This window comes from Achromobacter sp. Marseille-Q0513 (genome assembly GCF_018195695.1).
Taxonomy (GTDB): domain Bacteria; phylum Pseudomonadota; class Gammaproteobacteria; order Burkholderiales; family Burkholderiaceae_B; genus Achromobacter.
In genome coordinates this window covers 1-20,947 of record NZ_JAGTJY010000107.1, presented here as the reverse complement: position 1 = coordinate 20,947, position 20,947 = coordinate 1, and the positions used below count along the sequence as shown (strand labels likewise).

21 protein-coding genes are annotated in these 20,947 nt (G+C 68.8%); 9 read left to right on the top strand and 12 right to left on the bottom strand.

Annotation, left to right across the window (positions count from 1 at the left end; translation table 11 throughout):
* Positions 1-101: 101 nt before the first annotated feature.
* Both KDH83_RS19810 and KDH83_RS19805 read right to left on the bottom strand, forming a co-directional pair.
* Complete coding sequence (locus KDH83_RS19810; protein ID WP_212319028.1) at positions 102-1,526, bottom strand: MFS transporter; 1,425 nt, start codon at positions 1,524-1,526, stop codon at positions 102-104.
* Positions 1,527-1,656: 130 nt separating this feature from the next.
* On the bottom strand, positions 1,657-2,256 hold the full coding sequence (locus KDH83_RS19805; RefSeq protein WP_212319026.1) for a TetR/AcrR family transcriptional regulator: 600 nt from the start codon (positions 2,254-2,256) through the stop codon (positions 1,657-1,659).
* A gap of 187 nt (positions 2,257-2,443) precedes the next feature.
* On the opposite strand from KDH83_RS19805, the gene KDH83_RS19800 reads away from it, so the two are divergent.
* Positions 2,444-2,797, top strand: coding sequence for a gamma-glutamylcyclotransferase family protein (locus KDH83_RS19800; protein WP_212319024.1), 354 nt, complete (start codon positions 2,444-2,446; stop codon positions 2,795-2,797).
* A gap of 124 nt (positions 2,798-2,921) precedes the next feature.
* Here KDH83_RS19800 and KDH83_RS19795 read toward each other — a convergent pair whose 3' ends face one another.
* Positions 2,922-3,458 (bottom strand): YaeQ family protein, encoded by a 537-nt coding sequence (locus tag KDH83_RS19795; RefSeq protein ID WP_103273980.1) that lies wholly within the window; start codon positions 3,456-3,458, stop codon positions 2,922-2,924.
* 210 nt (positions 3,459-3,668) lie between these two features.
* Between KDH83_RS19795 and KDH83_RS19790 the strand changes: the two genes are divergently transcribed.
* On the top strand, positions 3,669-4,331 hold the full coding sequence (locus KDH83_RS19790; RefSeq protein WP_212319022.1) for a LysE family translocator: 663 nt from the start codon (positions 3,669-3,671) through the stop codon (positions 4,329-4,331).
* Here the strand turns inward: KDH83_RS19790 and KDH83_RS19785 are convergent.
* Positions 4,291-5,076, bottom strand: coding sequence for an alpha/beta hydrolase (locus KDH83_RS19785; RefSeq protein WP_212319021.1), 786 nt, complete (start codon positions 5,074-5,076; stop codon positions 4,291-4,293). The two genes, KDH83_RS19790 and KDH83_RS19785, sit on opposite strands and share 41 nt — an antisense overlap.
* Before the next feature lie 141 nt (positions 5,077-5,217).
* On the opposite strand from KDH83_RS19785, the gene KDH83_RS19780 reads away from it, so the two are divergent.
* Positions 5,218-5,994, top strand: a complete 777-nt coding sequence (locus KDH83_RS19780) for a helix-turn-helix transcriptional regulator (protein WP_212319019.1) — start codon at positions 5,218-5,220, stop codon at positions 5,992-5,994.
* 3 nt (positions 5,995-5,997) lie between these two features.
* Here KDH83_RS19780 and KDH83_RS19775 read toward each other — a convergent pair whose 3' ends face one another.
* The 5 genes from KDH83_RS19775 to ggt form a co-directional block, all read right to left on the bottom strand.
* On the bottom strand, positions 5,998-7,869 hold the full coding sequence (locus KDH83_RS19775; RefSeq protein WP_212319030.1) for a dipeptide ABC transporter ATP-binding protein: 1,872 nt from the start codon (positions 7,867-7,869) through the stop codon (positions 5,998-6,000).
* Between the two features lie 14 nt (positions 7,870-7,883).
* The gene (locus KDH83_RS19770; protein WP_212319017.1) at positions 7,884-8,762 is read right to left on the bottom strand and encodes an ABC transporter permease; all 879 of its coding nucleotides are present in this window, start codon (positions 8,760-8,762) and stop codon (positions 7,884-7,886) included.
* Positions 8,759-9,703, bottom strand: a complete 945-nt coding sequence (locus KDH83_RS19765) for an ABC transporter permease (RefSeq protein WP_212319015.1) — start codon at positions 9,701-9,703, stop codon at positions 8,759-8,761. Before KDH83_RS19765 ends, KDH83_RS19770 begins: the two co-directional genes overlap by 4 nt.
* A gap of 156 nt (positions 9,704-9,859) precedes the next feature.
* Positions 9,860-11,371 carry an ABC transporter substrate-binding protein gene (locus KDH83_RS19760; RefSeq protein WP_212319013.1) on the bottom strand — a complete coding sequence of 504 codons (1,512 nt, stop codon included), beginning with the start codon at positions 11,369-11,371 and terminating at the stop codon, positions 9,860-9,862.
* 64 nt (positions 11,372-11,435) lie between these two features.
* Positions 11,436-13,064, bottom strand: coding sequence for a gamma-glutamyltransferase (gene ggt / locus KDH83_RS19755; protein ID WP_212319011.1), 1,629 nt, complete (start codon positions 13,062-13,064; stop codon positions 11,436-11,438).
* A gap of 213 nt (positions 13,065-13,277) precedes the next feature.
* On the opposite strand from ggt, the gene KDH83_RS19750 reads away from it, so the two are divergent.
* Positions 13,278-14,180 carry a LysR family transcriptional regulator gene (locus KDH83_RS19750; protein ID WP_212319008.1) on the top strand — a complete coding sequence of 301 codons (903 nt, stop codon included), beginning with the start codon at positions 13,278-13,280 and terminating at the stop codon, positions 14,178-14,180.
* A 72-nt stretch (positions 14,181-14,252) separates the two neighbouring features.
* Here the strand turns inward: KDH83_RS19750 and KDH83_RS19745 are convergent, their stop codons facing one another.
* From KDH83_RS19745 to KDH83_RS19735, 3 genes are read right to left on the bottom strand one after another with little or no spacing between them, the layout of a single operon-like run.
* Complete coding sequence (locus KDH83_RS19745) at positions 14,253-16,460, bottom strand: phosphocholine-specific phospholipase C (protein WP_212319006.1); 2,208 nt, start codon at positions 16,458-16,460, stop codon at positions 14,253-14,255.
* Positions 16,461-16,498: 38 nt separating this feature from the next.
* On the bottom strand, positions 16,499-16,669 hold the full coding sequence (locus KDH83_RS19740; protein WP_212319004.1) for a hypothetical protein: 171 nt from the start codon (positions 16,667-16,669) through the stop codon (positions 16,499-16,501).
* Between the two features lie 21 nt (positions 16,670-16,690).
* On the bottom strand, positions 16,691-18,700 hold the full coding sequence (locus KDH83_RS19735; protein ID WP_212319002.1) for a LamG-like jellyroll fold domain-containing protein: 2,010 nt from the start codon (positions 18,698-18,700) through the stop codon (positions 16,691-16,693).
* Positions 18,701-18,938: 238 nt separating this feature from the next.
* Here KDH83_RS19735 and KDH83_RS19730 point away from each other — a divergent pair, with 238 nt between their 5' ends.
* The 5 genes from KDH83_RS19730 to KDH83_RS19710 form a co-directional block, all read left to right on the top strand.
* Positions 18,939-19,376 (top strand): general secretion pathway protein GspC, encoded by a 438-nt coding sequence (locus tag KDH83_RS19730; RefSeq protein ID WP_212319000.1) that lies wholly within the window; start codon positions 18,939-18,941, stop codon positions 19,374-19,376.
* A 65-nt stretch (positions 19,377-19,441) separates the two neighbouring features.
* Positions 19,442-19,870 carry a type II secretion system major pseudopilin GspG gene (gspG, locus tag KDH83_RS19725; protein ID WP_212318998.1) on the top strand — a complete coding sequence of 143 codons (429 nt, stop codon included), beginning with the start codon at positions 19,442-19,444 and terminating at the stop codon, positions 19,868-19,870.
* The gene (locus KDH83_RS19720; RefSeq protein WP_212318996.1) at positions 19,842-20,330 is read left to right on the top strand and encodes a GspH/FimT family pseudopilin; all 489 of its coding nucleotides are present in this window, start codon (positions 19,842-19,844) and stop codon (positions 20,328-20,330) included. The genes gspG and KDH83_RS19720 overlap by 29 nt, the downstream gene beginning before the upstream one ends.
* Position 20,331: 1 nt before the next feature.
* Positions 20,332-20,736, top strand: a complete 405-nt coding sequence (gene gspI / locus KDH83_RS19715; protein WP_212318994.1) for a type II secretion system minor pseudopilin GspI — start codon at positions 20,332-20,334, stop codon at positions 20,734-20,736.
* A partial coding sequence (locus KDH83_RS19710; RefSeq protein ID WP_212318992.1) for a prepilin-type N-terminal cleavage/methylation domain-containing protein occupies positions 20,733-20,947 on the top strand: 215 nt, incomplete at its 3' end. The genes gspI and KDH83_RS19710, both read left to right, overlap by 4 nt.

Below are 20,947 nucleotides of genomic sequence, written 5' to 3'. Positions count from 1 at the left end.
CTGGTGGCCGAGTGCTTCCTGCCCGCCTTCTGGCAACTGGTCGCCGGCAAACCCGTGCCGCCGCTCATGCCGCACCAGCGCACGCCGCGCTGAGGCCCGCCTCAACGCGCCGGCCTCGTGGCTGGCTGCGCAATCGGCCTCGTGTCCACCGCCAGGCACAGCAGCCCCGTCAGCAACGCCAGCCCCACGTGCGCCATGTATAGCGGATCGAAATCCGCGTGACTCAGCGCGCCCTTGCCCAGCAGCAGCACCGTGATCGCCACGCCCAGCACGGCGCCGATCTGGCGCGTGGCCTGGTTGACGGCGCTGCCCACCGCGTAATGCTGCGCCGGCAGCCGGCTGACGGCCGCGCCGGCAAGCGAAGGCAGCACCATGCCCACGCTCAGGCCGCTCAGCAGCAGGCCCGGCAGCCAGGCGCCCAGATAATCGGGCTCGGCGCCCGGCACCAGCAGGAACCACAGTCCCGCCACCGCATATAGCAAGGCGCCGCCGACCAGGAACGGCCGATGCCCCATGCGCGCGGCCAGCCTGCCGGTCACGATGGCGGTGGGCATGACCAGCAGCGGCCCCGGCGTCACCGCCAGCCCGGCCTTGGGCAGGCTGTAGTGCCAGACGCCCATCATGTAGAAGAAGAAGGCGAAGAACATCATCGCGAAGGCAATGCCGAAGCTCAGCGTCGCCAGGTTCGCATAGCGATAGCTGCGATGCTGGAACAGCGCCAGGTCCACCAGCGGCTGCGGCGCGACGCGGGCCCAGGCCACGAACGCGGCCAGCGCGCCCGTGCCGACGGCGGCGGCAACCCATAGCTCGCCGGCCGACCAGGCCGGCGATTCCGATTGCACGATGGCCAGCGCCACCGCGCCCACGCCCAGGATCAAGAGGGCCATGCCCACCCCGTCCAGGCGCCGCCGCGACTCGGGCCTCACCGATTCCTGCAGCAGGCGCGCGCCGCGCCACAGCGACAGCGCGCCCAGCGGCACGTTGATGTAGAAGGCCCAGGGCCAGCCCGCCGCGTCCACCACGAAAGCGCCCAGGCTGGGGCCGACCGCCGCCGCCAGCCCCGCCACCGCGCCCCACAGGCTCACGGCCACCGTGCGCTGCGCGACCGGAAAGGCGGCCAGCACGATGGACAGCGACGCCGGCGTCAGCAAGGCCGCGCCGACCGCCTGCGCCACGCGCGCGGCCACCAGCCAGCCCACGCTGCCGGCCAGCCCGCAGGCCGCCGACGCCGCCAGGAACAAGGCCACGCCGATCAGGAACATGCGCTTGCGGCCATAGGCATCGGCCAGCCCGCCGGAAGGGATCAGCATGGCGGCATAGACCACGGTGTAGCCGTTCAGCACCCAGGACATGTCGGCCGCCGAGGCCTGGGGAAAGCCGGCGCGCAGGGCGCCGAAGGCGGCGTACAGCAAGGTGGCGTCCAGCGACACCAGGAAGACCGCGACGCTGGCGATCCAGAAGACCGGCCAGGGAGAGCCTGCGAATTCCGCTGAAGGCGGCGCGGGCGTATGAACCGAGGAAGACATGATTGAACGGATTCCAGGAAAGCCGCGCCTTGCGGAGCGGTCGTTGCGCTTCATGCGCGGAAAAATATGATGATCATCATATTTAGGAATAAGAAAATGGCCGCGCACGGCGGCCGCGACTTGCATTCCCTCAATGCGGCGCGCGTTCACCCTCCGGTTCGTAGCGCGACAGCAGCGCCTGGCGCGCCTCGGCCAGCACCGCCTGCCCCTCGGCGTTGTCACCCAATGCGCGCGCCAGCTGCAAGGCGCCCACCAGGGTGCTGGTCACGGCCGTCGCCGCGCCGGGCTGCGCATCGGCAGGCAGGAAACGCCGCACCAGATTCATCAGGCCGCGCACCCGGCCCGCGCCGGACTCGCGCAGCTCCTGCGACTGGCGCGGCATTTCGGATACCAGCGACGACACCGGGCAGCCGCCCTCGCAGCCGCCCAGGTGCGCTTCCGACAGATAGGTTTCGACCAGCGCGCGCAGCGGACTGGCGCCCTGCTCGCGCCGCTGTTCCATGCGCTGCATCAGGCGCGCGGCGCCATCCTGCCCGGCGCGCTCGACCGCCTCGACCAGCATCGCGTCGCGCGATGGAAAGTGCGCATAGAAGCCGCCGTGGGTCAGTCCTGCTTCCTTCATGATGTCCGCCACGCCCACGCCGGCATAGCCCTCGCGGCGCACGGCGCGCGCGGCGACCTCGACGATGCGCTCGTGGGTTTGCTCTTTGCGGGGAGTGGAACGGGTCATGGTAGCGGCAGGAAATATGATGACCATCATATTAATGAGCCGCGACATCGGCGCGCAAGCATTTTTTATTCGTGCCGTCCTCTGCAATGCGGAACGGGTTTGCGCAATATAATTCACCACACAACGTTTTCACCGCCAGACCCACCCACGGCGGGCCTCGCGCCCGCCCCACTCTTAGAGATGGTTCATGACTGAAGCGCAGCAAACGGAATTACTGTTTTCTTACGGCACCCTGCAGCAGGAAAGCGTGCAGCTGTCGACCTTCGGCCGCCCCCTGGGCGGCGAGAACGACGCCATGATCGGCTACCGCCTGGACATGGTCGAGATCACCGATCCCGAGGTGCTGCGCGCCAGCGGCCAGAAATTCCATCCCATCGTGTCGCCCACCGGCATTCCCACGGACGAAGTCGCGGGCCAGGTCTTTCGCATCACGCCCGCCGAGCTGGCGGCCGCCGACGACTATGAAGTGTCGGACTACAAGCGCGTGCTCGCGCCGTTGAAGTCGGGGAAGAAAGCCTGGGTGTACGTGCGCGCGCAATAACGCGTTGCTCGCATTTTTGCTAGGGGTGAGCCAGCGGCCAGCCTGATTTCAGCGAGCAGCACCGGGGGCAAGGCAACGGTCAATCGTTTCTGATCTGCACTCATGCCTGCTCCCGCTTCACGAATCAGCGCCAGGTTTCCGGCTCGATCGTAGCCTCGCCCTTGTCGGCCGAGAAATAAACGATGCCGTCGGAGATATTGACGTTGACCTGCATCGTGCGCTCGGCCAGCTGCGCCAGCGCGCGGCTCTGTTCGGACGGCAGGTTGACGATCTTCAGATTGCGGGCGCGTTCCAGCTTGTTGCGCACGCCATCCCACCAGATCTTGCTGGCCGAGCCGCCATAGCAATAGACGATGACCTGCTCGGCGCGGCCGCAGGCGCGCAGGATGCGGCGTTCCTCGGGCTGGCCGACTTCGATCCACAGCTTGACCGCGCCGGTCAGGTCTTTTTCCCAGAGGTCCGGCTCGTCGGTATCGCTCAGCCCCTTGGTGAAGGCCAGTTCCTCGCTGGCGTGCAGCGCGAACGCGACCAGGCGCACCATCATGCGCTCGTCGGTCTCGGACGGATGGCGGGCCACGGTCAGGCCGTGCGTGCCGTAATAGTGGCGATCGGTGTCGGCCACGTTGAGGTCGGCCTTGTAGATGGTGGCGCGCAGGGCCATGACGGAATTCCGGAAGTGAACGCGTATCGCGAAGCCCGCCATGATACCGCCAGCCGCCGCCCCCTGCCGCGGCTTGCCACGCGGCGCTACACTGCATCCAGGCCGCGCCCGGTCCGGGTCCCATCGCAGTCGCGGACGCAGCCCCGATGACCATCCCGATCGCCCCTCATCGCAAGCCCTCCTGCCGCCCGCCTATCCGCGACCCCCGCCATGACCGCCACCGCCGCCCTGCTCGCCTTCACCCTGGCCGCCGCCATCCTCACCGTCACGCCGGGCCTGGACAACGCCCTGGTGCTGCGCACCGCCGCGGTCGAGGGCGGACGCCGCGCATTGCTGGCCGGACTGGGCATCAGCACCGGCTGCCTGGCCTGGGGCGCGGCGGCCGCGTTCGGGCTGGGATCGCTGCTGGCCGTGTCCACCGTCGCCTACGACGTGCTACGCATCGCCGCGGCCGCCTACCTGTTCTACCTGGGCGCGCGGCTGCTGTGGAATACCTGGCCCGGACGCCGCCAGGCAGGCCAGGCCAGCGCCTCCGCGCTGCTGTCGGCGGAACTGTCCGCCCGTCCCGCCTCCGGCGGCGCCGGCTGGTTCATGCGCGGCTGCCTGACCAACGCGCTCAATCCCAAGATCGGCGTGTTCTACGTCACCTTCCTGCCGCAATTCATTCCCGCCGGCGCCGACGTGATGCGCTTCAGCCTGCTGCTGGCCGCCGTGCATGCCGTGCTCGGCATGCTGTGGTTCGGCCTGCTGGTCGCGGCCACGCGCCCGCTGGCGCGCTGGCTGTCGCGCCCGGCCGTCATGCGCGGGCTGGACCGGATGACGGGCGCGGTGTTCATCGCGTTCGGGCTGAAGCTGGCGCTGGAGAAACGCTGAGCAGGAAGCTCTCGATGGCGGCCGCCAGCGCCAGCGGCGTTTCGTTCATCGGATAGTGGCCGGCGTTCTCCAGCACCTCCACGCTGGCCAGCGGATAGCGGCGCGCATAGGTGTCGGCCATCAGGGCGGCGTTGAACACGGGATCATGCCGACCCACCAGCGCCTTCAGCGGATGCCTGCCGTCGATCGCATCGCTGAAATCCGTGTCGGCCCAGGCGCGAAAATAGGCAGCGAAGGCCGCTGGCATCGAGCTCGCCGCCGAATACGCCGCCTTCCACGCCACCCACGATGCCGGCAGGCGCCCGCCGGTGCTGCGGTCGATGATGGTCCGGCGCTGTTCCAACTGCACAGCCGCGCCCTCAAACAGGGCCCGTCGCACCGCATCCATCCGTATCCCGCCGCAGGGAACGGGCGCGACGGCGACCAGCGCGCGCACGCGCTCGGGCGCGAGCGCGGCGATCCGCTCGATCGCCATGCCGCCCATCGAATGCCCGATCAGGCTGAACGACGCGAGCCCCAGCTCGTCCGCCAGCGCGAGCGCGTCCGTGGCGATTTCGTCGATCGTGTAGTCGCCCGGCGTGTCCCGCATGCCGCCATAGCCCCGGTAATCCATGAACACATAGCTGAACGCGCCGCCGTCCAGCCAGGCTTCGATCGGCTCGAAAGCATGCGCATCGCCAAACCAGCCGGGCAGGACCAGGACGGGATGGGGGCCATTGCCCACGCGGTGAAAGGTGTTTGCCATACGGACTCCATGATGATCGCGCCGCCCCGGCGCCCGGCCGCAACGCGGGCCGGGCACTGAACGGCAACACAAAAACCCATCGTAGAAGCGCGCGCGGCGGCCCGCCTTCGATGGCGGGCCAATCGTTATAGAATCCGGGCCATGCGCAATACCCTGCTCGATCCCTACGAACACCTGCCGCGCAGCGTGGTCGTCACCGCCAACGACTATCCCGCCGGCTCGACCTTTCCCGCGCACACGCATCTGCGCGGCCAGTTCGCCTATGCCTCGCGCGGCGCCATCAGCGTGGCGACGCCGCAAGGCCGCTGGCTGGTGCCGCCGCAACGGGCCTGCTGGCTGCCGGCGGACATGGCGCATGAAATGACGATGAACGGGCCGGTCACGATGCTCAACGCCTTCATCGCCCCGCCTGCCGCGCACGCCGCGCGCCTGCCGGACCATTGCTGCGTCCATGGGGTGTCGCCCTTGCTGCGCCTGCTGCTGGATCAGGCGGTCGACCTGCCGGCCCTGTACGACGTCGAGGGACGCGACGGCAAGCTGATGGCGCTTCTGGTCGCGGAAATCGCGGCCATGCCGCGCCTGCACCTGCACGCGCCGCTGCCCGAGGACCCGCGCCTGGCGCGCGCCTGCCTGCGCCTGTTCGCCGCGCCCTCGATCGGCGCGAGCCTGGACGAGATGGCGGCCGACGCCGGCATGAGCCGGCGCACTTTCACCCGGCTGTTCCGCGCGCAGACCGGCGCCAGCTTCGCCGCGTGGCGGCAGCAGGTCTGCCTGCAGGCGGCGATCGGGCGCCTGACACAGGGGCAGTCCGTGACCCGCGTGGCGCTGGACCTGGGCTATGCCAGCCCCAGCGCCTTTGCCTCGGCGTTCCGCCGCGCGCTGGGCGCGACGCCAAGCGCCTATCTCGACATCGGATAGCGCTCAGTACACCCCGATAGGGTGCCGCGCCACGTAGTGCCCCTCGCCCACCTGCGCCAGCGGCTGGACCAGCGGATCGTCGCCCAGCTTGCGCATCGGGCTGGGAATCTCGTCCACCAGCAGGGAGCGCTCGCGGTGGCGACGCGCGGGGTCGGCGATGGGCACGGCCGCCATCAGCTTCTTCGTGTATGGATGCTGCGGGTTCTCGAAGATCGCGCGGCGCGGGCCGATCTCGACGATCTGGCCCAGGTACATCACCGCCACGCGATGGCTGACGCGCTCGACCACCGCCATGTCGTGCGAGATGAACAGGAACGACACGCCCAGCTCGCGCTGCAGGTCCAGCAGCAGGTTCACAATCTGCGCCTGGATCGACACGTCCAGCGCCGACACCGATTCGTCGGCGATCACCACCTTGGGGTTCAGCGCCAGCGCGCGCGCGATGCAGATGCGCTGGCGCTGGCCGCCGGAGAACTCGTGCGGATAGCGGTCGATCATCTCGGGCAACAGGCCGCACTTGTCCATCAGCCAGCGCACCCGCTCCTCGGCCGCCTTGCCGCGCGCCACGCCGTGGATCAGCAGCGGTTCCATGATGGAGTAGCCGACCGTCATGCGCGGATCCAGCGAGGCGAAGGGATCCTGGAAGATGAACTGAATATGCTGGCGCAGCGTCTGCATGGCGCTGCCGCGCAGCGCGCCGATGTTCTTGCCGTCGAATTCGATGGTGCCGGCCCGGCTCTTGACCAGCTGCAGCAGCGAACGGCCGGTGGTGGTCTTGCCGCAGCCGGACTCGCCCACCAGCGACAGCGTCTCGCCGGGATACAGGTCGAAGCTGACCTTCTCGACCGCGTGCACGCGCTTCTGCACCCGGCCCAGGATGCCTCCGGTGATGTCGAAGGTGGTGGTCAGGTCGCGCACCTTCAGCACCGGGCCGTTCTCGCGCCGCACGGTCGAGGGCTGCGCGACGGGGGCCGGGGCTGAAGCCGAGGCTTGCGGCGCGCCCTTGACCGCGTCGTCCACGCGCAGCAGCGGGAACGGCGCGGGCTCGTCCGTGCCATGCATGGCCCCCAGGCGCGGCACCGCCGACAGCAGCGCGCGCGTGTAGGCGTGCTGCGGCCGCGCAAAGACCGCGTCCGAACCGCCCTCCTCCACCTTGTCGCCGCGGTACATGACCAGCACGCGGTCGGCCACCTCGGCCACCACGCCCATATCGTGCGTGATGAAGATCACGCCCATGTCCATTTCCTCCTGCAGCTGGCGGATCAGCTGCAGGATCTGCGCCTGGATGGTCACGTCCAGCGCGGTGGTGGGCTCGTCGGCGATCAGCAGCTGCGGCTTGCAGGACAGCGCCATGGCGATCATGACGCGCTGGCGCATGCCGCCGGACAGTTGGTGCGGATAGCGGTCGAGTATGGCGCGGGCCTCGGGGATGCGCACGCGTTCGAGCATGCGCAGCGTCTCGGCGCGCGCCGCCGCCGCGTCCAGGCCCTGGTGCAGGCGCAGCGCCTCGGCGATCTGGTTGCCGGCCGTGAAGCTGGGGTTCAGCGAGGTCATCGGCTCCTGGAAGATCATGGCCACGTCGGCGCCGCGCACGCGCTGCAGCGTCGCGTCGGACGCGGCCACCAGGTCCAGCACCTCGCCGCTGCGCCGGCGCAGCAGCATGCCGCCGTTGACGATGCGCCCGCCGCCGTATTCCACCAGCCGCATCAGCGCCAGCGACGTCACCGACTTGCCCGAGCCCGACTCGCCGACGATGGCCAGCGTCTCGCCCCGGTCCACATGGAATGACACATTGCGCACCGCTTCCACGACGCGGTCCGGGGTCTTGAAGCGCACGGTCAGGTCGTTGACCTGGACCACGCGTTTGGAATCCATTGTTGCCATGATGATTACTTTTCCTGGCGCGGATCCAGCGCGTCGCGCAGCCCGTCGCCCAGCAGGTTGAAGCCCAGCACCACCAGGAAGATGGCCGATCCGGGGAAGATCGACATCCACGGCGCCTGGGTCATGAAGTTCTTGGCGGTGTTCAGCATCGAGCCCCAGGACGGGTTCGGCGGCTGCAGGCCCAGGCCCAGGAACGACAGGCTGGCCTCGGCGATGATGGCCGTGGCGATGGTGATGGTGGCCTGCACGATCAGCGGCGGCATGACGTTGGGGAACACATGGCGCGCGATGATGCGCAGGTCCGACGCGCCCAGCGCGCGGGCGCTCTGCACATAGTCCTCGCTCTTGACGGCCAGCACCTGTCCGCGCGTCAGGCGGATGAATTTGGGCGCGGCCGACACGCCGATGGCGATCATGGCGTTCATCAGGCTGGGGCCCAGGAAGGCGGCCAGCGCGATCGCCAGGATCAGGAAGGGAATGGCCAGCAGCGCCTCGGTGGCGCGCGAGATGCAGCTGTCGGTCCAGCCGCCGAAGTAGCCGGCGGCCAGGCCGAACGGCACGCCCACGGCCAGCGCGATCAGCACCGACACCAGGCCGGCCATGAGCGAGGCGCGCGCCCCGTAGACCATGCGGCTGAAGATATCGCGGCCCAGCTCGTCCGTGCCCAGCCAGTATTGCGCCGACGGCGCCTTGCGGATGGTGGTGAAGCTGGTCTGAAAGGGATCGTGGTTGGCCACCAGCGGCGCCAGCAGGGCCAGCGCCACGAAGAACAGCACGATGGCCAGGCCCAGCATGGCGATGTGATTGCGCTTGAACTTGCCCCAGGCGCGGTTGCGGCCGCGCGGCGGCGCGGCGGCGGCGGGATTTGCGGAAATGGCGCTCATGCGTGCCTCAGGCGGGGATTGACCAGGATGTACAGGATGTCGGCCAGCAGGTTCATCAGGATGAAGCCCACCGCCACGCACAGCACCACGCCCTGCACCACGGCGTAGTCGCGCGTGAACACGGCATCCACCACCAGCTTGCCGAAGCCCGGGATGGTGAAGACCTGCTCGGTCAGCACGGCGCCGGCCAGCAGCTCGCCGAACAGCAGCGTCACCAGCGTGACGATGGGCATGAGCGCGTTGCGCAGCGCGTGGCGCAGCACCACGCTGCGCGCCGGCACGCCCTTGGCGCGGGCGGTGCGCACATAGTCGGCCGACAGCGCCTCCAGCATGGCCGAGCGCGTGTGCCGCATCAGGTAGGCGGCGATGGCCGTGGACAACACCAGCGCCGGCATCAGCATGGTCTTGATCGACAGCCAGAAATCCTCGGCCGGCGACACATAGCCCGAGGCCGGCAGCAGCTTCCACTGCACCGACACCACCATGATGAGGATGATGCCCAGCCAGAAGTTGGGAATGGACATGCCCGACAGCGCCGCGATGTTGGCGCCCATCTCGACGGGCTTGCCCTTGCGCACCGCGGCCAGGATGCCCATCGGGATGCCGACCAGCAGCGCGAAGAACATGGCCATGGCCGCCAGTTGCAGCGTGACCGGCAGCTTCTGGCCGATCAGTGTGGTGACGGGCACGTCGGTGCGCAGCGACTTGCCCAGGTCGCCCTGCAGCACCTGGCCGGCCCAGGCCGCGTACTGCATGGGCAGCGGGTCGTTGAGCCGGTATTTATCGCGCAGGTAATCGAGCACGGCCGGGTCGCGCTCCTCGCCGGCCAGGGTCAGTACGGGATCGCCGGGCAGGATCTTCTGCAACATGAACACGATCATCGACACCAGTATCAGTGTCGGGATCGCGACCAGCACGCGGCGCAATATGAGTTTGAGCATAGGGAAAACCGTAAGGGCAAGACGGCGGACGGGACCGGACCGCGACAGCCTGGCGCGCATCCGCCGGGAACAGCGGCCGGCGCCAGGGACGGCGCCGGATCGGGCGGCGGCGCCTGGCCGCCGCCCGCTACATCAAAGACGAGATCGCAACGACGCCTACTTCTGCGCGAAGGTGACGCCCTTCAGGCGGATCATGCCGTCCGGATAGGGCACGAAACCCTTGACCTTCTTGGCCAGGGCGAAAGGCCAGGGCTGGTAGTAGTTGTACACGCCAGGCAGCTCGTCCTGGATGATGGCCTGGGCCTGGTCGTAGATGGCGCGGCGCTTGGCCTCGTCCGGCACGGTGCGGGCCTCGTTGAGCAGCTTGTCGACTTCCGCGTTGCAGTAGTGGCCGTCGTTGAGCGCGCCCTTGCAGGTGACGAAAGCGTGGATGTTGCCGTCCGGATCGACGCGGCCGGACCAGCCCAGCATCACCACCTGGAAGTTGCCGCCGGCCGATTCCTTCTGCAGCGCGGCGTACTCGGTCGGGCGCAGCGACAGGTCGAAGCCGGCCTCGGACGCCATGGCCTGCACCATCTCGGCCACCGACGACGTCGTGGTGTTGTTGCCGAACATGACCTCAGCCTTCACGCGCTCGAAACCCGCCTGCTTGAGCAGCGCGCGGGCCTTGGCCACGTCGCGCTTGGTCGGCGGGAACTTGTCGCTGTGATAGGGGCTGGCGGGCGGGAACGGCTGCTGCGCCGGCTCGAAGATGCCGCCGCCGGCCACTTCGTTGATGGCGTTGCGGTCGATGGCGTACTGGAAGGCCTGGCGCACCAGCTTGTTCTTGAACGGATTGTCCTCGGCGCGCTTGCCGTTGGCCACGTTGAACATGAATTGCTGGAAGCCCAGGCCCGCCACCGGCGCGAAGGTCAGGCTGGCGTCGGTCTTGACCTGGGGCACGTCGGACGGGTTCAGGCGCTCGAGCAGGTCCAGGTCGCCGGCGCGCAGGTTGGACAGGCGCACGGTGGTGTCCGGGATCGGCAGGAAGGTCAGGCGCTTGAAGGCGTAGTCCTTGGCGTCGTAGTACTGGTCGAACTTGTCCAGCACGATGCGGTCGTTCTGGATGCGCTCGACGAACTTGTACGGGCCGGAGCAGATCGGCTTGCGGCCCACTGCGGCCACGTCGTCGCCGAAGGTCTTGGGCGACAGCATCATGCCGGCGCGGTCGGACAGTTGGGCCAGCAGCGTCGCGTCGGGCTGCTTGAGCGTCAGCACCAGCGTGGCGGCGTCCGGCGCCTCGACCTTGGCCACCGAGCCCAGCTCGCCCCTGCGCAGGCTGTCCGGCAGGGTCATGGCGCGGTCCAGGTTGGCCTTGGCGGCGGCGGCGTCGAACTTGCTGCCGTCATGGAACAGCGCGTCCTCGCGCAGCTTGAAGGTCAGCGTCTTGTTGTCTTCGCTGAACGTCCACGAGGTGGCCAGCTGCGGCACGAAATGCAGCTTGGGATCGATGTCGATCAGCTTGTCGCACAGCGAGGTGAAGACGATGCGGCCGACATAGGTGCGGGCGCGGTGCGGATCCAGCACATCCGGATCTTCCTGCAGGCCGATGCGCAGGTTCTGCGCGCTGGCGGCGCAGGCGCCCAGCGCCAGCAGGCCGGCGCCGAAGGTCAAGGCAAAGCGTTTCATTGCGGTATTTCCCCTTGTATGTGCAATGCGCCGGCCCGGTGTCCCCGGGTCCGGCTGACGGCCGTCAGAAGCCCACGGCCTGGCCGTCGCGGCGGCTGTCGCTGGCGGCCACGTAGCCCAGCTCGTTGTCGTTCTCGGACATGCGCCAGATGAACTGGCCGGCGCCGAAGTCCATGTACGGATCCTGCACGGACTTCAAAGGATGCCCCAGGTCCTTCAGGCCGGCAACGGTGGAGCCGGCCATGTTCGTTTCGATGTCCAGCGTGAAATCGCGGTTGACCTTCCAGCGCGGCGCGCAGCAGGCGGCCTGCGGCTGCTGGTGGTAGTCGATCATGCGCACCACGGTCTGCAGGTGGCCTTGCGGCTGCATGTCGCCGCCCATCACGCCGAAGCTCATGACCGGCTTGCCGCCGCGCGTCAGGAAGCCCGGGATGATGGTGTGGAACGGACGCTTGCCGCCCTCGACCACGTTGGCCGACTTCGGATCCATCGAGAAGCCCACGCCACGGTTCTGCAGGCTGATGCCGGTGCCCGGCACCACCACGCCCGAGCCGAAGCCCATGTAGTTGGACTGGATGAACGAGATCATCATGCCGTTCTCGTCGGCGGCGGTCAGGTAGACGGTGCCGCCGGCATGCGGACGGCCTGCCTCGAAATGCGTGGCGCGGTCCAGGCGGATCAGCTTGGCGCGGCTGTCCAGGTAGGCGTCCGACAGCATCTGCTCGGGCGTGACTTCCATCGAGCGCGGGTCGGCCACGTACTTGTACAGGTCGGCGAAGGCCAGCTTCATGGCTTCGATCTGCACGTGCTGCGACTGCACCGAATCCACCGGCATCGAGGCCATGTCGAAGCGTTCGACGATGCCCAGCGCGATCAGCGCGGCGATGCCCTGCCCGTTCGGCGGGATCTCGTGCAGCTCGTAGCCGCGATAGGACCGGGAAATCGGCTTGACCCATTCCGGCCGGTAGCCGCGCAGGTCTTCCAGCGTCATGGCGCCGCCGCATTCCTTGCTGAAGGCGGCGATGCGCTCGGCCAGCTCGCCTTCGTAGAAGTCGCGGCCCTTGGTCGCGGCGATGCGGCGCAGCGTGTAGGCAGCGTCGGGGAAACGGAAATGCTCGCCCACCTTGGGCGCGCGGCCCTCGGGCATGAAGGCCTGGGCGTAGCCGGGCTGCGCGCTCAGTTCATTGGCGGCGGCGGCCCACTTGTGTGCCACCACCGGCGGCACGGCGTAGCCGCGCTCGGCGATCTCGATGGCCGGCTCGAACAGCTGCTCGAACGGCAGCTTGCCCAGCTTTTCATGCAGCGCGGCCCAGCCAGCCACCACGCCCGGCACCGTGACCGAGTCCCAGCCGCGCTTGGGCTGCACCGCCAGCCCGTTCGGGCCGACGCCGTGCTTGCGCTTGAAGTATTCGACGTTCCAGGCGGCCGGGGCCACGCCGGAGGAATTCAGGCCATGCAGCTGCTGGCCGTCCCAGACGATGGCGAAACAGTCGCCGCCCAGGCCGCAGGAAACCGGCTCGACCAGCACGATGGCGGCCGCGGCGGCGATGGCCGCGTCCACGGCGTTGCCGCCCTTGAGCAGCATGCGCAATCCGGCCTGCGCCGCCAGCGGGTGCGAGGTGGACACCACGTTGCGGGCGAACAGCGGAATGCGGACGGAGGGATAGGGATTGCTCCAGTCGAAGGCTTTCATGTCTCGGGTCTCTGCGGAAGGGATTCGTTATGTTGAACCGGATGACATTACTCTTGGCATTTGATTAAATCAATTTGATTTTTTGTTCAGTAATATAAGAAAATTTTGTGAATCGGCGATCCGGTTCCGTCCGCCGTCCCGGCGCCCCGCGCACACCCGATTCCGGCTTGCGCCACGGTGGCGGCAACACCGTGTTAACCCCTAGAAGACACCATGAGCACCATCCGTTTCCTGCGTACCTTCCTGGCAGTGGCGCATCATGGCTCCTTCTCCGAAGCGGCCGAGCAGGTCGCCCTGACCCAGGCCGCCGTCAGCTTCCAGATGCGCTCGCTGGAAACCGAGCTGGGCCGCGAGCTGTTCGACCGCAGCGGCCGGCTGGCCATCCTCAACGCCGCCGGCCGCGAGCTGCTGCCCGAAGCCAAGCAGCTGCTGGACATGTACGACCGCCTGCGCCTGCCGCGCACCGCGCCGGGCGAGCTGGCCGGCTCGGTGTCGGTGGGCAGCATCGTGTCCTGCATGGGCACGCTGTCCAAGGTGGTGTCGGGTCTGAAGAAGGCGCATCCCAAGCTGGACGTGCGCGTGCTGTCGGGCAAGGCCAGCGAGCTGGCCGGCCGGGTCGAGGACGGCGAGCTGGATGCCGCCTTCCTGGTCGAGGCCGGCCGCAAGATGGCCAGCACCCGCTGGACGGCGCTGTATGAAGAAGAGCTGGTGGTGATCGCGCCGCCCGGCGCGCCCGGCAAGGACGCGCGCCAGGTACTGGCGAACAATCCATTCCTGCGTTTCGACCGCACCCAGCGCACCGGGCTGCAGATCGACCGCCTGCTGCGCCGCCTGGCCGTGCCGTTGAATGAATTCCTGGAATTGAACGCGATCGAGACCCTGGTCGAGCTGGTGCGCCAGGAAGTCGGCGTGACGTTGCTGCCACTGATCAATGGCTCGAACTGGCAACAGAGTCCGCAGCTGCGCATTCTGCCGCTGCCGGCCGACCTGGGGCCCTCGGCGCGCGCGATCGGCATGCTGGAACGGCGCGAGCATGCGCGCCAGGGCATCACCGCGGCGATCTGCGCGGCCTGCCACGCGGCCTTTGAGGCGCGCGCGGCGCAAGCCGCGCGCTGAGGCCGGACACCCCGGCCCACGGTCCCATGGACCGCGCGCCCGCGTCCGCCTGGACGGGGCGCGCGGCGGGACTCAGGTGCCCATCGCGGGGTCGGACGAGCCGTGCCTGCCGGTTTCCACCCGGCCGGCGAAGCGGCGCAGGTAGGCCGGGTCTTCGTTCAGCGTGACGCTGAAGTCGTACCAGGCGTTGCTGTTGGCCAGCGGCCAGGCCTGTTCCACCTGCCCGCCCGCCGGCACGGTCAGCGTCCAGCGCTCGTGGTTCACGTAGTAGGCGTTGGGCGTGACCACGAAGGTGCACGGCGCGGCGCCATTGTTCATGAACTTGGCGTAGACGTCGCCGTTGGCGATGTCGTAGCAGACGCGGATTTCGGCATCCAGCTGCGCCGTGCGCGCCAGGGCCAGGTCGCCGGCGAAATGCCGCAGGAAGCCGTTGTGGCCCATGACCCACAGGTCGTACTTGCCGCCATCGGCGGCGGCATCCCAGCTGCCTTCGAGCTGCTTGCCGGGTTCCACCGTGTAGCGGCGCGGGATGCGGTCCAGATGCAGCTTGTCATAGACATGGAACACCGAGGCCGGCACCGACATCTTGGGAAACTCCGCCGTGTTGGCGAACACCAGGCCCACTGCGGACGCGCCTGCCTGGGCGCGGCCGCTGACGTGCTGCTCGTAGGGCAAGGCGCGCGAGTAGCGCGCGCCGGTGCGCTGCTGCGGCTTGGCCTGCGTGCTGGGATCGGGCACCGTGACCTGCGGCAGGGCCTGCTGGTCCGCGCGCAACTGATCGGCGCTCGCGCGCGTCAGCAGCTTCAGGTCCGGCAGCGTTTCATTGTTGGGCGTGACGAAGTTGAAGGCCGAGGTCAGGTCGCCCAGCACCGCGCGACGCCACGGGCTGATGTTCTCTTCCTTGATCTTGAAGCGCGCTTCCAGGAAGCGCAGCACCGAGGTGTGGTCGAAGGACTGCGAGTTGACCCAGCCGCCGCGGCTCCAGGGCGAGACCACGTACATCGGCACGCGCGGGCCCGGGCCGTAGACGCGGTGATCGGCCGGGTCCTGCTGCGACGGCCGGGTGTGACGATCCAGGTCGGTATTGACCGTGGACGCGCCGGCCAGCGCGCTGCTGACGGCTTTAGGGGGCAGCGCGCCGTCGATGGTATCGAGCGAGGGCGCGGCGGGCGGCGGCACATGGTCGAAATAACCGTCGTTCTCGTCGAAGTTGATCAACAGCACCGTCTTGCTCCAGACGTCCGGATTCGCGGTCAGCGCGTCCAGCGTCTCCTGGATGTACCAGGCGCCCTGCACCGGGCTCGACGGGCCGGGGTGCTCGGAGTAATTGGCCGGCGCCACGATCCAGGACACCTGCGGCAGCGTGCCGTTGAGCGCATCATCGCGCAGCGCCTTCAGGAAGCCGCCATCCGGCATGGTGTTGGCCACGCCCTTGTACAGAGGATTGGCCGCGTCCACCGACGGCGACCACGGGGCGTTGGGGTTGTTGCCCGCCAGTTCGTTGGCGCGGCGGAACTGCTTGAAGCCGGCCAGCGGGTTGTCGGTGAAGTTGTCCGGCAGGTTCTGGTAGACCTTCCAGGTCACGCCATTTTCCTGCAGGCGCTCGGGATAGGTCTTCCAGCTCCAGCCGGTGCTGGACGCGCCCATGCTGTCCCACTGGTTGCGGGTGGACGGGCCGTTGCTCACCGCCAGCGGGTCGTTGGTGCCGGTCCAGTGGAACAGGCGGTTGGTATTGGTGCCGCCATGCGTGGAACAGTGATAGGCATCGCACAGCGTGAAGGCTTCGGCCAGCGCGTACTGGAATTCCACCTCCTGCTGCTCGTAGTAGCCCATCGACTGGTCCTGCTTGTAGCGCGGCCATTGGTACATGCGGCCGCCGTCCCAGGCGCTCTGCGCGTCCGGGTAATCGTGCGGCGTGCCGGACACGCGCTGGGCATTGCCCTGCTTGCTGTCCAGGTGGTACGGCATGACCACGCGGGTGCCATTGTGCTGTTCCCAGACGCTGCGGTTCTGCGGCAGCGGAATGGTGATGCGGTCGCCGAAGCCGCGCACGCCCTTGTAGGTGCCGAAGTACATGTCGAACGAGCGGTTCTCCTGCATCAGGATGACCACGTGCTCGACGTCGTTGATGGTGCCGGTGCGGTTGTTCGCCGGAATCGCCAGCGCGCGCCGGATGGCCGGCGGGAACATCGACATGGCGGTCAGGCCCGCGGTCGAGGCGGCGGCGTTGCGCAGGAAGCGGCGCTTGCCGGCATGGACCAGGTCTTTATCGGACTTCACAGAATTCTTTCCTTTCGCTGTATTGGGCTGGGCGCGGCTCAGGGCGCGCAACGCAGTTCGGGCTTGGCCGGCGGTTGCGGCGTCACGGGCGGGTTGCCCGGATCGGCCTTGTCGTCGTCCTTGTCGCTGCCGCAGGCGGCCAGCGACACGCTCAGCGTCAGCGCCGCGCCCAGGCGCAGGGCGTAGCGCAGGATCAGGGGGAGATTCATGCTTTCTTTATCCTTGGAACATCAGGGGAACAGTTCGAACATCGACTTGCCGGACAGCGCCAGCGACTTGACCTCATCCTCGGTCAGCGCGCGCGACCAGAAGGCCAGGTCGTCGAAGTACATGGTGTAGGGGCCCTTGGTGCCGGCGCAGCAGACGCCGTACTTGCCGGTGCCGTCCTCGTTCAGGCCCAGGAAGGGACCGTAGCTGCCGGCGATCTGGGCGAAGTTGACCGTGCCCGTGGCGACCGAGCGCTTGGAAAAGCCCAGCTCGCTGTCATACACATAGGCGGTCATGGTCTTGGCCGGCTTGTCGATCACCATGGCGATATAGACGGGCTTGTTCGGCGTGAACTTCATGCCGGGGCTCTGGATGTCCACGCGGCTGCCGCCGGCCAGGTTGAAGCGCAGCTCGGGGCCGGACCACTGGGCGATGGTGATGCCGGGGTTGCCGCCGGAGTTGTAGTCCTTGTTGCCCAGGATCGAGCGGTCGTTGGCGGTGCCGTCCGACTGATACCAGAAGCCGATGGTGAAGACCTGCGTGGAGGTCAGCAGCCCGGCCGGGTATTGCCACTTGAACGCGCCCACGGGGTCGCCGCTGCGCTCGTTCTGGAAGGTCTTGCCAAACACGCCCGGGCTCTTGAAGACCGGAGCCTGCACGCCGTCGAACGGCACGATGGAGCCGCCGCCAACCGCCTTGTCGGCCAGGTCGCCCTCGAACGGGAAGTACATGGTCAGGCCGGTGCGCAGCGAGGACAGCAGCTGCGGCGGCTTGACGTACACCACCGTGGCGCGCAGCGAGCTGGTCACGCCGCCCAGGGTGATGCCGTAATTGAGCACGTGCGTGCCTTCCTCGGTGAAGGTGAAGCCGCTGTCCTCGTACTGCGTCGCCGTGGCGGGCAGCGTCGCGATCTTGGCGCCGTCGCGGGTGATCGTGATTTCGCCCGAGGCATCGCCCAGGCGCACCCAGTTCAACGCCACGCGCTTGTTGTCCATGGACGTGCGCACCGATGTGCGGCGCACCGAGGCGGCGCCCGACAGCGTCGAACCTGCCAGGTCGTTCTTGTCGGCGGCGGGCAAGGCGCCCAGGTAGCCCAGCACCGTGGGCGCGACATCGGCCGCGCTCGGCAGGTCGTACCAGCCCGAGTCCCAGCGGCCGTCGTAGGAAGCATCGTCGGCGCGGCCGCCCAGCATGGCGATGTTCATCGCCAGCGGCACGGTCTTGTTCTGCGACACCGGCGTGCTGTCGACGGCGCCCGGCCGGCCCGAGCTGCCCAGGCCGTAGGCGCTGGTGGCGACCAGCAGCCAGTTTTCCTTCGGGTTCTGCGCGCGGCGCTCGGCGATCTGCTTGAGCAGCGCCGCCACGGCCGCGTCGGTCTTGCGCAGCTCGGCGTCGTAGCCGGCGCCGAAGCCGGACTCAGCCGCGACGCGCGCCGGTCCGCCGAACTGGGCCACCACCACGTCATAGCCTTCATTGATGCGGTCGCGCGCCTGCGAGGCGACACAGTCGTCGGCGCCGGCGCAGTCGCTCAGGCTCAGCAGGTTGCCGGCCTTGCCGTCGGCGGCGAACAGGCCCGCCACGTCCGTCGAATTGAACGCCGCCGCGCTGCGCAGCGCGGGCTTGGCCTGCTTCAGGCGCGCGAACAGCGTCGCGGTCTTGATGGCCTGGCCCGACGCATCGGCGCGCACGCCGTGCTGGTCGGCCCACTGGCCGGTCAGCAGCGTGGCCCAGCCCGCCGCCGGCAGCGTGGGCTGCTGCGTCGGCGCGCCGTTCACGCCGCCGGTCCAGGCGCGCGACAGCGTCAGCTGGGCCAGGCCCGGCAGCGACTTGTCGGCCACGCCGCGATGCCAGGCGTCATAGGTCGCGCCATCGACGCCGACGAACAGCACCTTGGTAGCCGCGACCGGATCGGGCTTGGTCGGCGGCGGCGCGACGGGGGCGGCCTCGTCGTCGCCGTTGTCTCCGCCGCAGGCGGCAAGCGATCCCAGCATCGCGAGCGCGACGCTCCATCGCTTCCAGTTCTTCAATTGCATGGTTCTTTCCCTTGTGACAGCACACTGATGTGATGGCCGACATGGTGCGGCCCCAAGGTGAAAGGTCAGTTAAGGGTAAGGAAGATTCGCTGATCGACGGATCAGGATTTTTTGCTTCAAGCCTCGAAGACCATCGGCGCGCCGCTGCCGTTCACGGCCGGGACGCGGGCCTGTCATCAAGACCCGCTATAGTCGCGCGCATCGCCACACGCTTGCGCCTTGCCGCGCCGCACCCGCCATGCTGTCCTTGCGCCCCGCCCTGCCCTCCGCTCCTTCCCTGCTGCGCGTGCTCGCCATGCTGGCCGCCGCCGGCGGCATCGGCCTGTGGGGCGCGACGCTGTTCGCGCCGCGTCCCGCCGCCATGCCGCCCGCGCTGGCCCCCGCCGCGCCGCGCGCGCCCGACAATGGTCCGGTGGCGCTGTGGTTCGGCAAGGACGAAGCGCTGCGCACGCAGATCAGCGTGCTGGGCGTGATCGCCGGCAACGAGGGCGCGGCCGTGCTCAGCGTGGACGGCGGACCGCCATCGGCCTGGCGGCTGGGCGACGAGATCGCGCCCGGCATCGCGCTGCGCGGCATCGAGGCCGGCGCCGTGATCGTCGAGCAAGGCGGGCGCAGCAGCCGCCTGCCCGCGCCCCTCATGCCGCCGGCGCCCGCCGCGATCACGCCGGCGCGCTGACCACACATTGCTGTCATATTTCATGTCCACAATTCCCGTCTTCGAATTCAGACCGGAGTTGTAAAGTGCGTCAGTCAGCGCGCGGGCTAGCCCGCCAGCGGGGGTTCACCCTGATCGAGATCATGGTGGTCATCGTCATCATGGGCATCCTGGCGGCCCTGATCGTGCCCCGCGTGCTGGACCGGCCCGACCAGGCCCGGCAGGTTGCCGCGCGCCAGGACATCGCCGGCATCATGCAGGCGCTCAAACTCTACCGGCTCGACAACGGCCGCTATCCGACCACGACCCAGGGCCTGCGCGCGCTGGTCGAGAAACCCGAAGGCGCGGCCAACTGGCGCGGCTACCTGGACAAGCTGCCCAACGATCCCTGGGGCCATCCCTATCAATACCTGAGCCCCGGCGTGAAGGGCGACATCGACGTGTTCTCGTTCGGCGCCGACAACAAGCCGGGCGGAGAAGGCGGCGATGCCGACATCGGCTCCTGGGAACGCTGAGCGCGGCTTCACGCTCGTCGAGGTGCTGGTCGCGCTGGTGATCGTCGCCATCGCCGCCAGCCTGGTCAGCCTGTCCGTGGGCCGGGGCGACAACCGGCTGCGCGCCGATGCCCAGCGCCTGGCCGACGCCTTCGCGGTGGCCCAGGGCGAGGCCCGCAGCGACGGCCGCCCCATCCGCTGGCTGGCCGACTCGCAGGGCTGGTCCTTCGAGCGGCCCGGCCGCGCCGACGAGCCGGCCGCGTCCACGCATGCCGCCGCGCCCGCCGACAGACTGGAACGCGATCCGATCCTGCGCCCGACGCGCTGGAGCGCCGGGTCCGTGGATCTCCGGCTCGATCCGTCCCGGCCCCTGGTCTTCAACACCGAGTGGGTCGCCGATCCGCTCGTCCTGCATCTGCGCGCGGGCGAAGCCAGCGTGACGCTGCTGCGCGACGCCGCCGGCCGCTATGAAGTCCGCTGACATGCGCCGCGCGCGTCAAACAGGCCGCACGCGCCTGCGCCGCCAGCGCGGCCTGACCCTGATCGAGGTGCTGGTGGCGCTGGCCATCATCGCGGTCGCGCTGGCCGCCGCGCTGCGCGCCACCGGCCTGATGGCGGCCAACAACCGCGCCCTGCAGGACAAGGCGCTGGCCCTGATCGCCGCGCAGAACGCGCTGGTGCAACTGCGGCTGGAACAGACCCTGCCCGCGGCCGGCTCGCGCACCCAGCCCTGTCCGCAAGGCGGACTGCGGCTGGAGTGCGAGCTGGTCTTCACCAATTCCATGAACCGCAGCTTCCGCCAGGTCTCCGTGCGCGTGCGCGACGCGGATGCGCCGCGCGGCGGCGCGCTGGCGCAGCTGGACGGGCTGCTGTCGAGCCTGCGATGAGAGCGCCGCCCGCCCGCCGCGCCCAGCGCGGCTTCACGCTGATCGAAGTGCTGGTCGCGCTGGCGCTGATGGCGCTGGTCAGCCTGATCTCATGGCGCGGCCTGGCCAGCGTCTCCAGCGCGCGCGACTGGATCGAATCGCAGGCCGAGGACACCGACGCCATCGTGCGCAGCCTGGGCCAGCTGGGCCGCGACGGGGAGCTGTCCTACGA

What these genes read in the sequence shown, in the direction of transcription:
- gspI (WP_212318994.1), top strand. Translation starts at nt 20,332, where the DNA reads ATGCGCCGCGCGCGTCAAACAGGCCGCACGCGCCTGCGCCGCCAGCGC.
- KDH83_RS19785 (WP_212319021.1), bottom strand. Translation starts at nt 5,076, where the DNA reads ATGGCAAACACCTTTCACCGCGTGGGCAATGGCCCCCATCCCGTCCTG.
- KDH83_RS19765 (WP_212319015.1), bottom strand. Translation starts at nt 9,703, where the DNA reads ATGCTCAAACTCATATTGCGCCGCGTGCTGGTCGCGATCCCGACACTG.
- KDH83_RS19770 (WP_212319017.1), bottom strand. Translation starts at nt 8,762, where the DNA reads ATGAGCGCCATTTCCGCAAATCCCGCCGCCGCCGCGCCGCCGCGCGGC.
- KDH83_RS19780 (WP_212319019.1), top strand. Translation starts at nt 5,218, where the DNA reads ATGCGCAATACCCTGCTCGATCCCTACGAACACCTGCCGCGCAGCGTG.
- KDH83_RS19795 (WP_103273980.1), bottom strand. Translation starts at nt 3,458, where the DNA reads ATGGCCCTGCGCGCCACCATCTACAAGGCCGACCTCAACGTGGCCGAC.
- KDH83_RS19810 (WP_212319028.1), bottom strand. Translation starts at nt 1,526, where the DNA reads ATGTCTTCCTCGGTTCATACGCCCGCGCCGCCTTCAGCGGAATTCGCA.
- KDH83_RS19720 (WP_212318996.1), top strand. Translation starts at nt 19,842, where the DNA reads ATGCCGACATCGGCTCCTGGGAACGCTGAGCGCGGCTTCACGCTCGTC.
- KDH83_RS19735 (WP_212319002.1), bottom strand. Translation starts at nt 18,700, where the DNA reads ATGCAATTGAAGAACTGGAAGCGATGGAGCGTCGCGCTCGCGATGCTG.
- KDH83_RS19740 (WP_212319004.1), bottom strand. Translation starts at nt 16,669, where the DNA reads ATGAATCTCCCCCTGATCCTGCGCTACGCCCTGCGCCTGGGCGCGGCG.
- KDH83_RS19800 (WP_212319024.1), top strand. Translation starts at nt 2,444, where the DNA reads ATGACTGAAGCGCAGCAAACGGAATTACTGTTTTCTTACGGCACCCTG.
- KDH83_RS19760 (WP_212319013.1), bottom strand. Translation starts at nt 11,371, where the DNA reads ATGAAACGCTTTGCCTTGACCTTCGGCGCCGGCCTGCTGGCGCTGGGC.
- KDH83_RS19805 (WP_212319026.1), bottom strand. Translation starts at nt 2,256, where the DNA reads ATGACCCGTTCCACTCCCCGCAAAGAGCAAACCCACGAGCGCATCGTC.
- KDH83_RS19775 (WP_212319030.1), bottom strand. Translation starts at nt 7,869, where the DNA reads ATGGATTCCAAACGCGTGGTCCAGGTCAACGACCTGACCGTGCGCTTC.
- KDH83_RS19790 (WP_212319022.1), top strand. Translation starts at nt 3,669, where the DNA reads ATGACCGCCACCGCCGCCCTGCTCGCCTTCACCCTGGCCGCCGCCATC.
- KDH83_RS19730 (WP_212319000.1), top strand. Translation starts at nt 18,939, where the DNA reads ATGCTGTCCTTGCGCCCCGCCCTGCCCTCCGCTCCTTCCCTGCTGCGC.
- KDH83_RS19750 (WP_212319008.1), top strand. Translation starts at nt 13,278, where the DNA reads ATGAGCACCATCCGTTTCCTGCGTACCTTCCTGGCAGTGGCGCATCAT.
- ggt (WP_212319011.1), bottom strand. Translation starts at nt 13,064, where the DNA reads ATGAAAGCCTTCGACTGGAGCAATCCCTATCCCTCCGTCCGCATTCCG.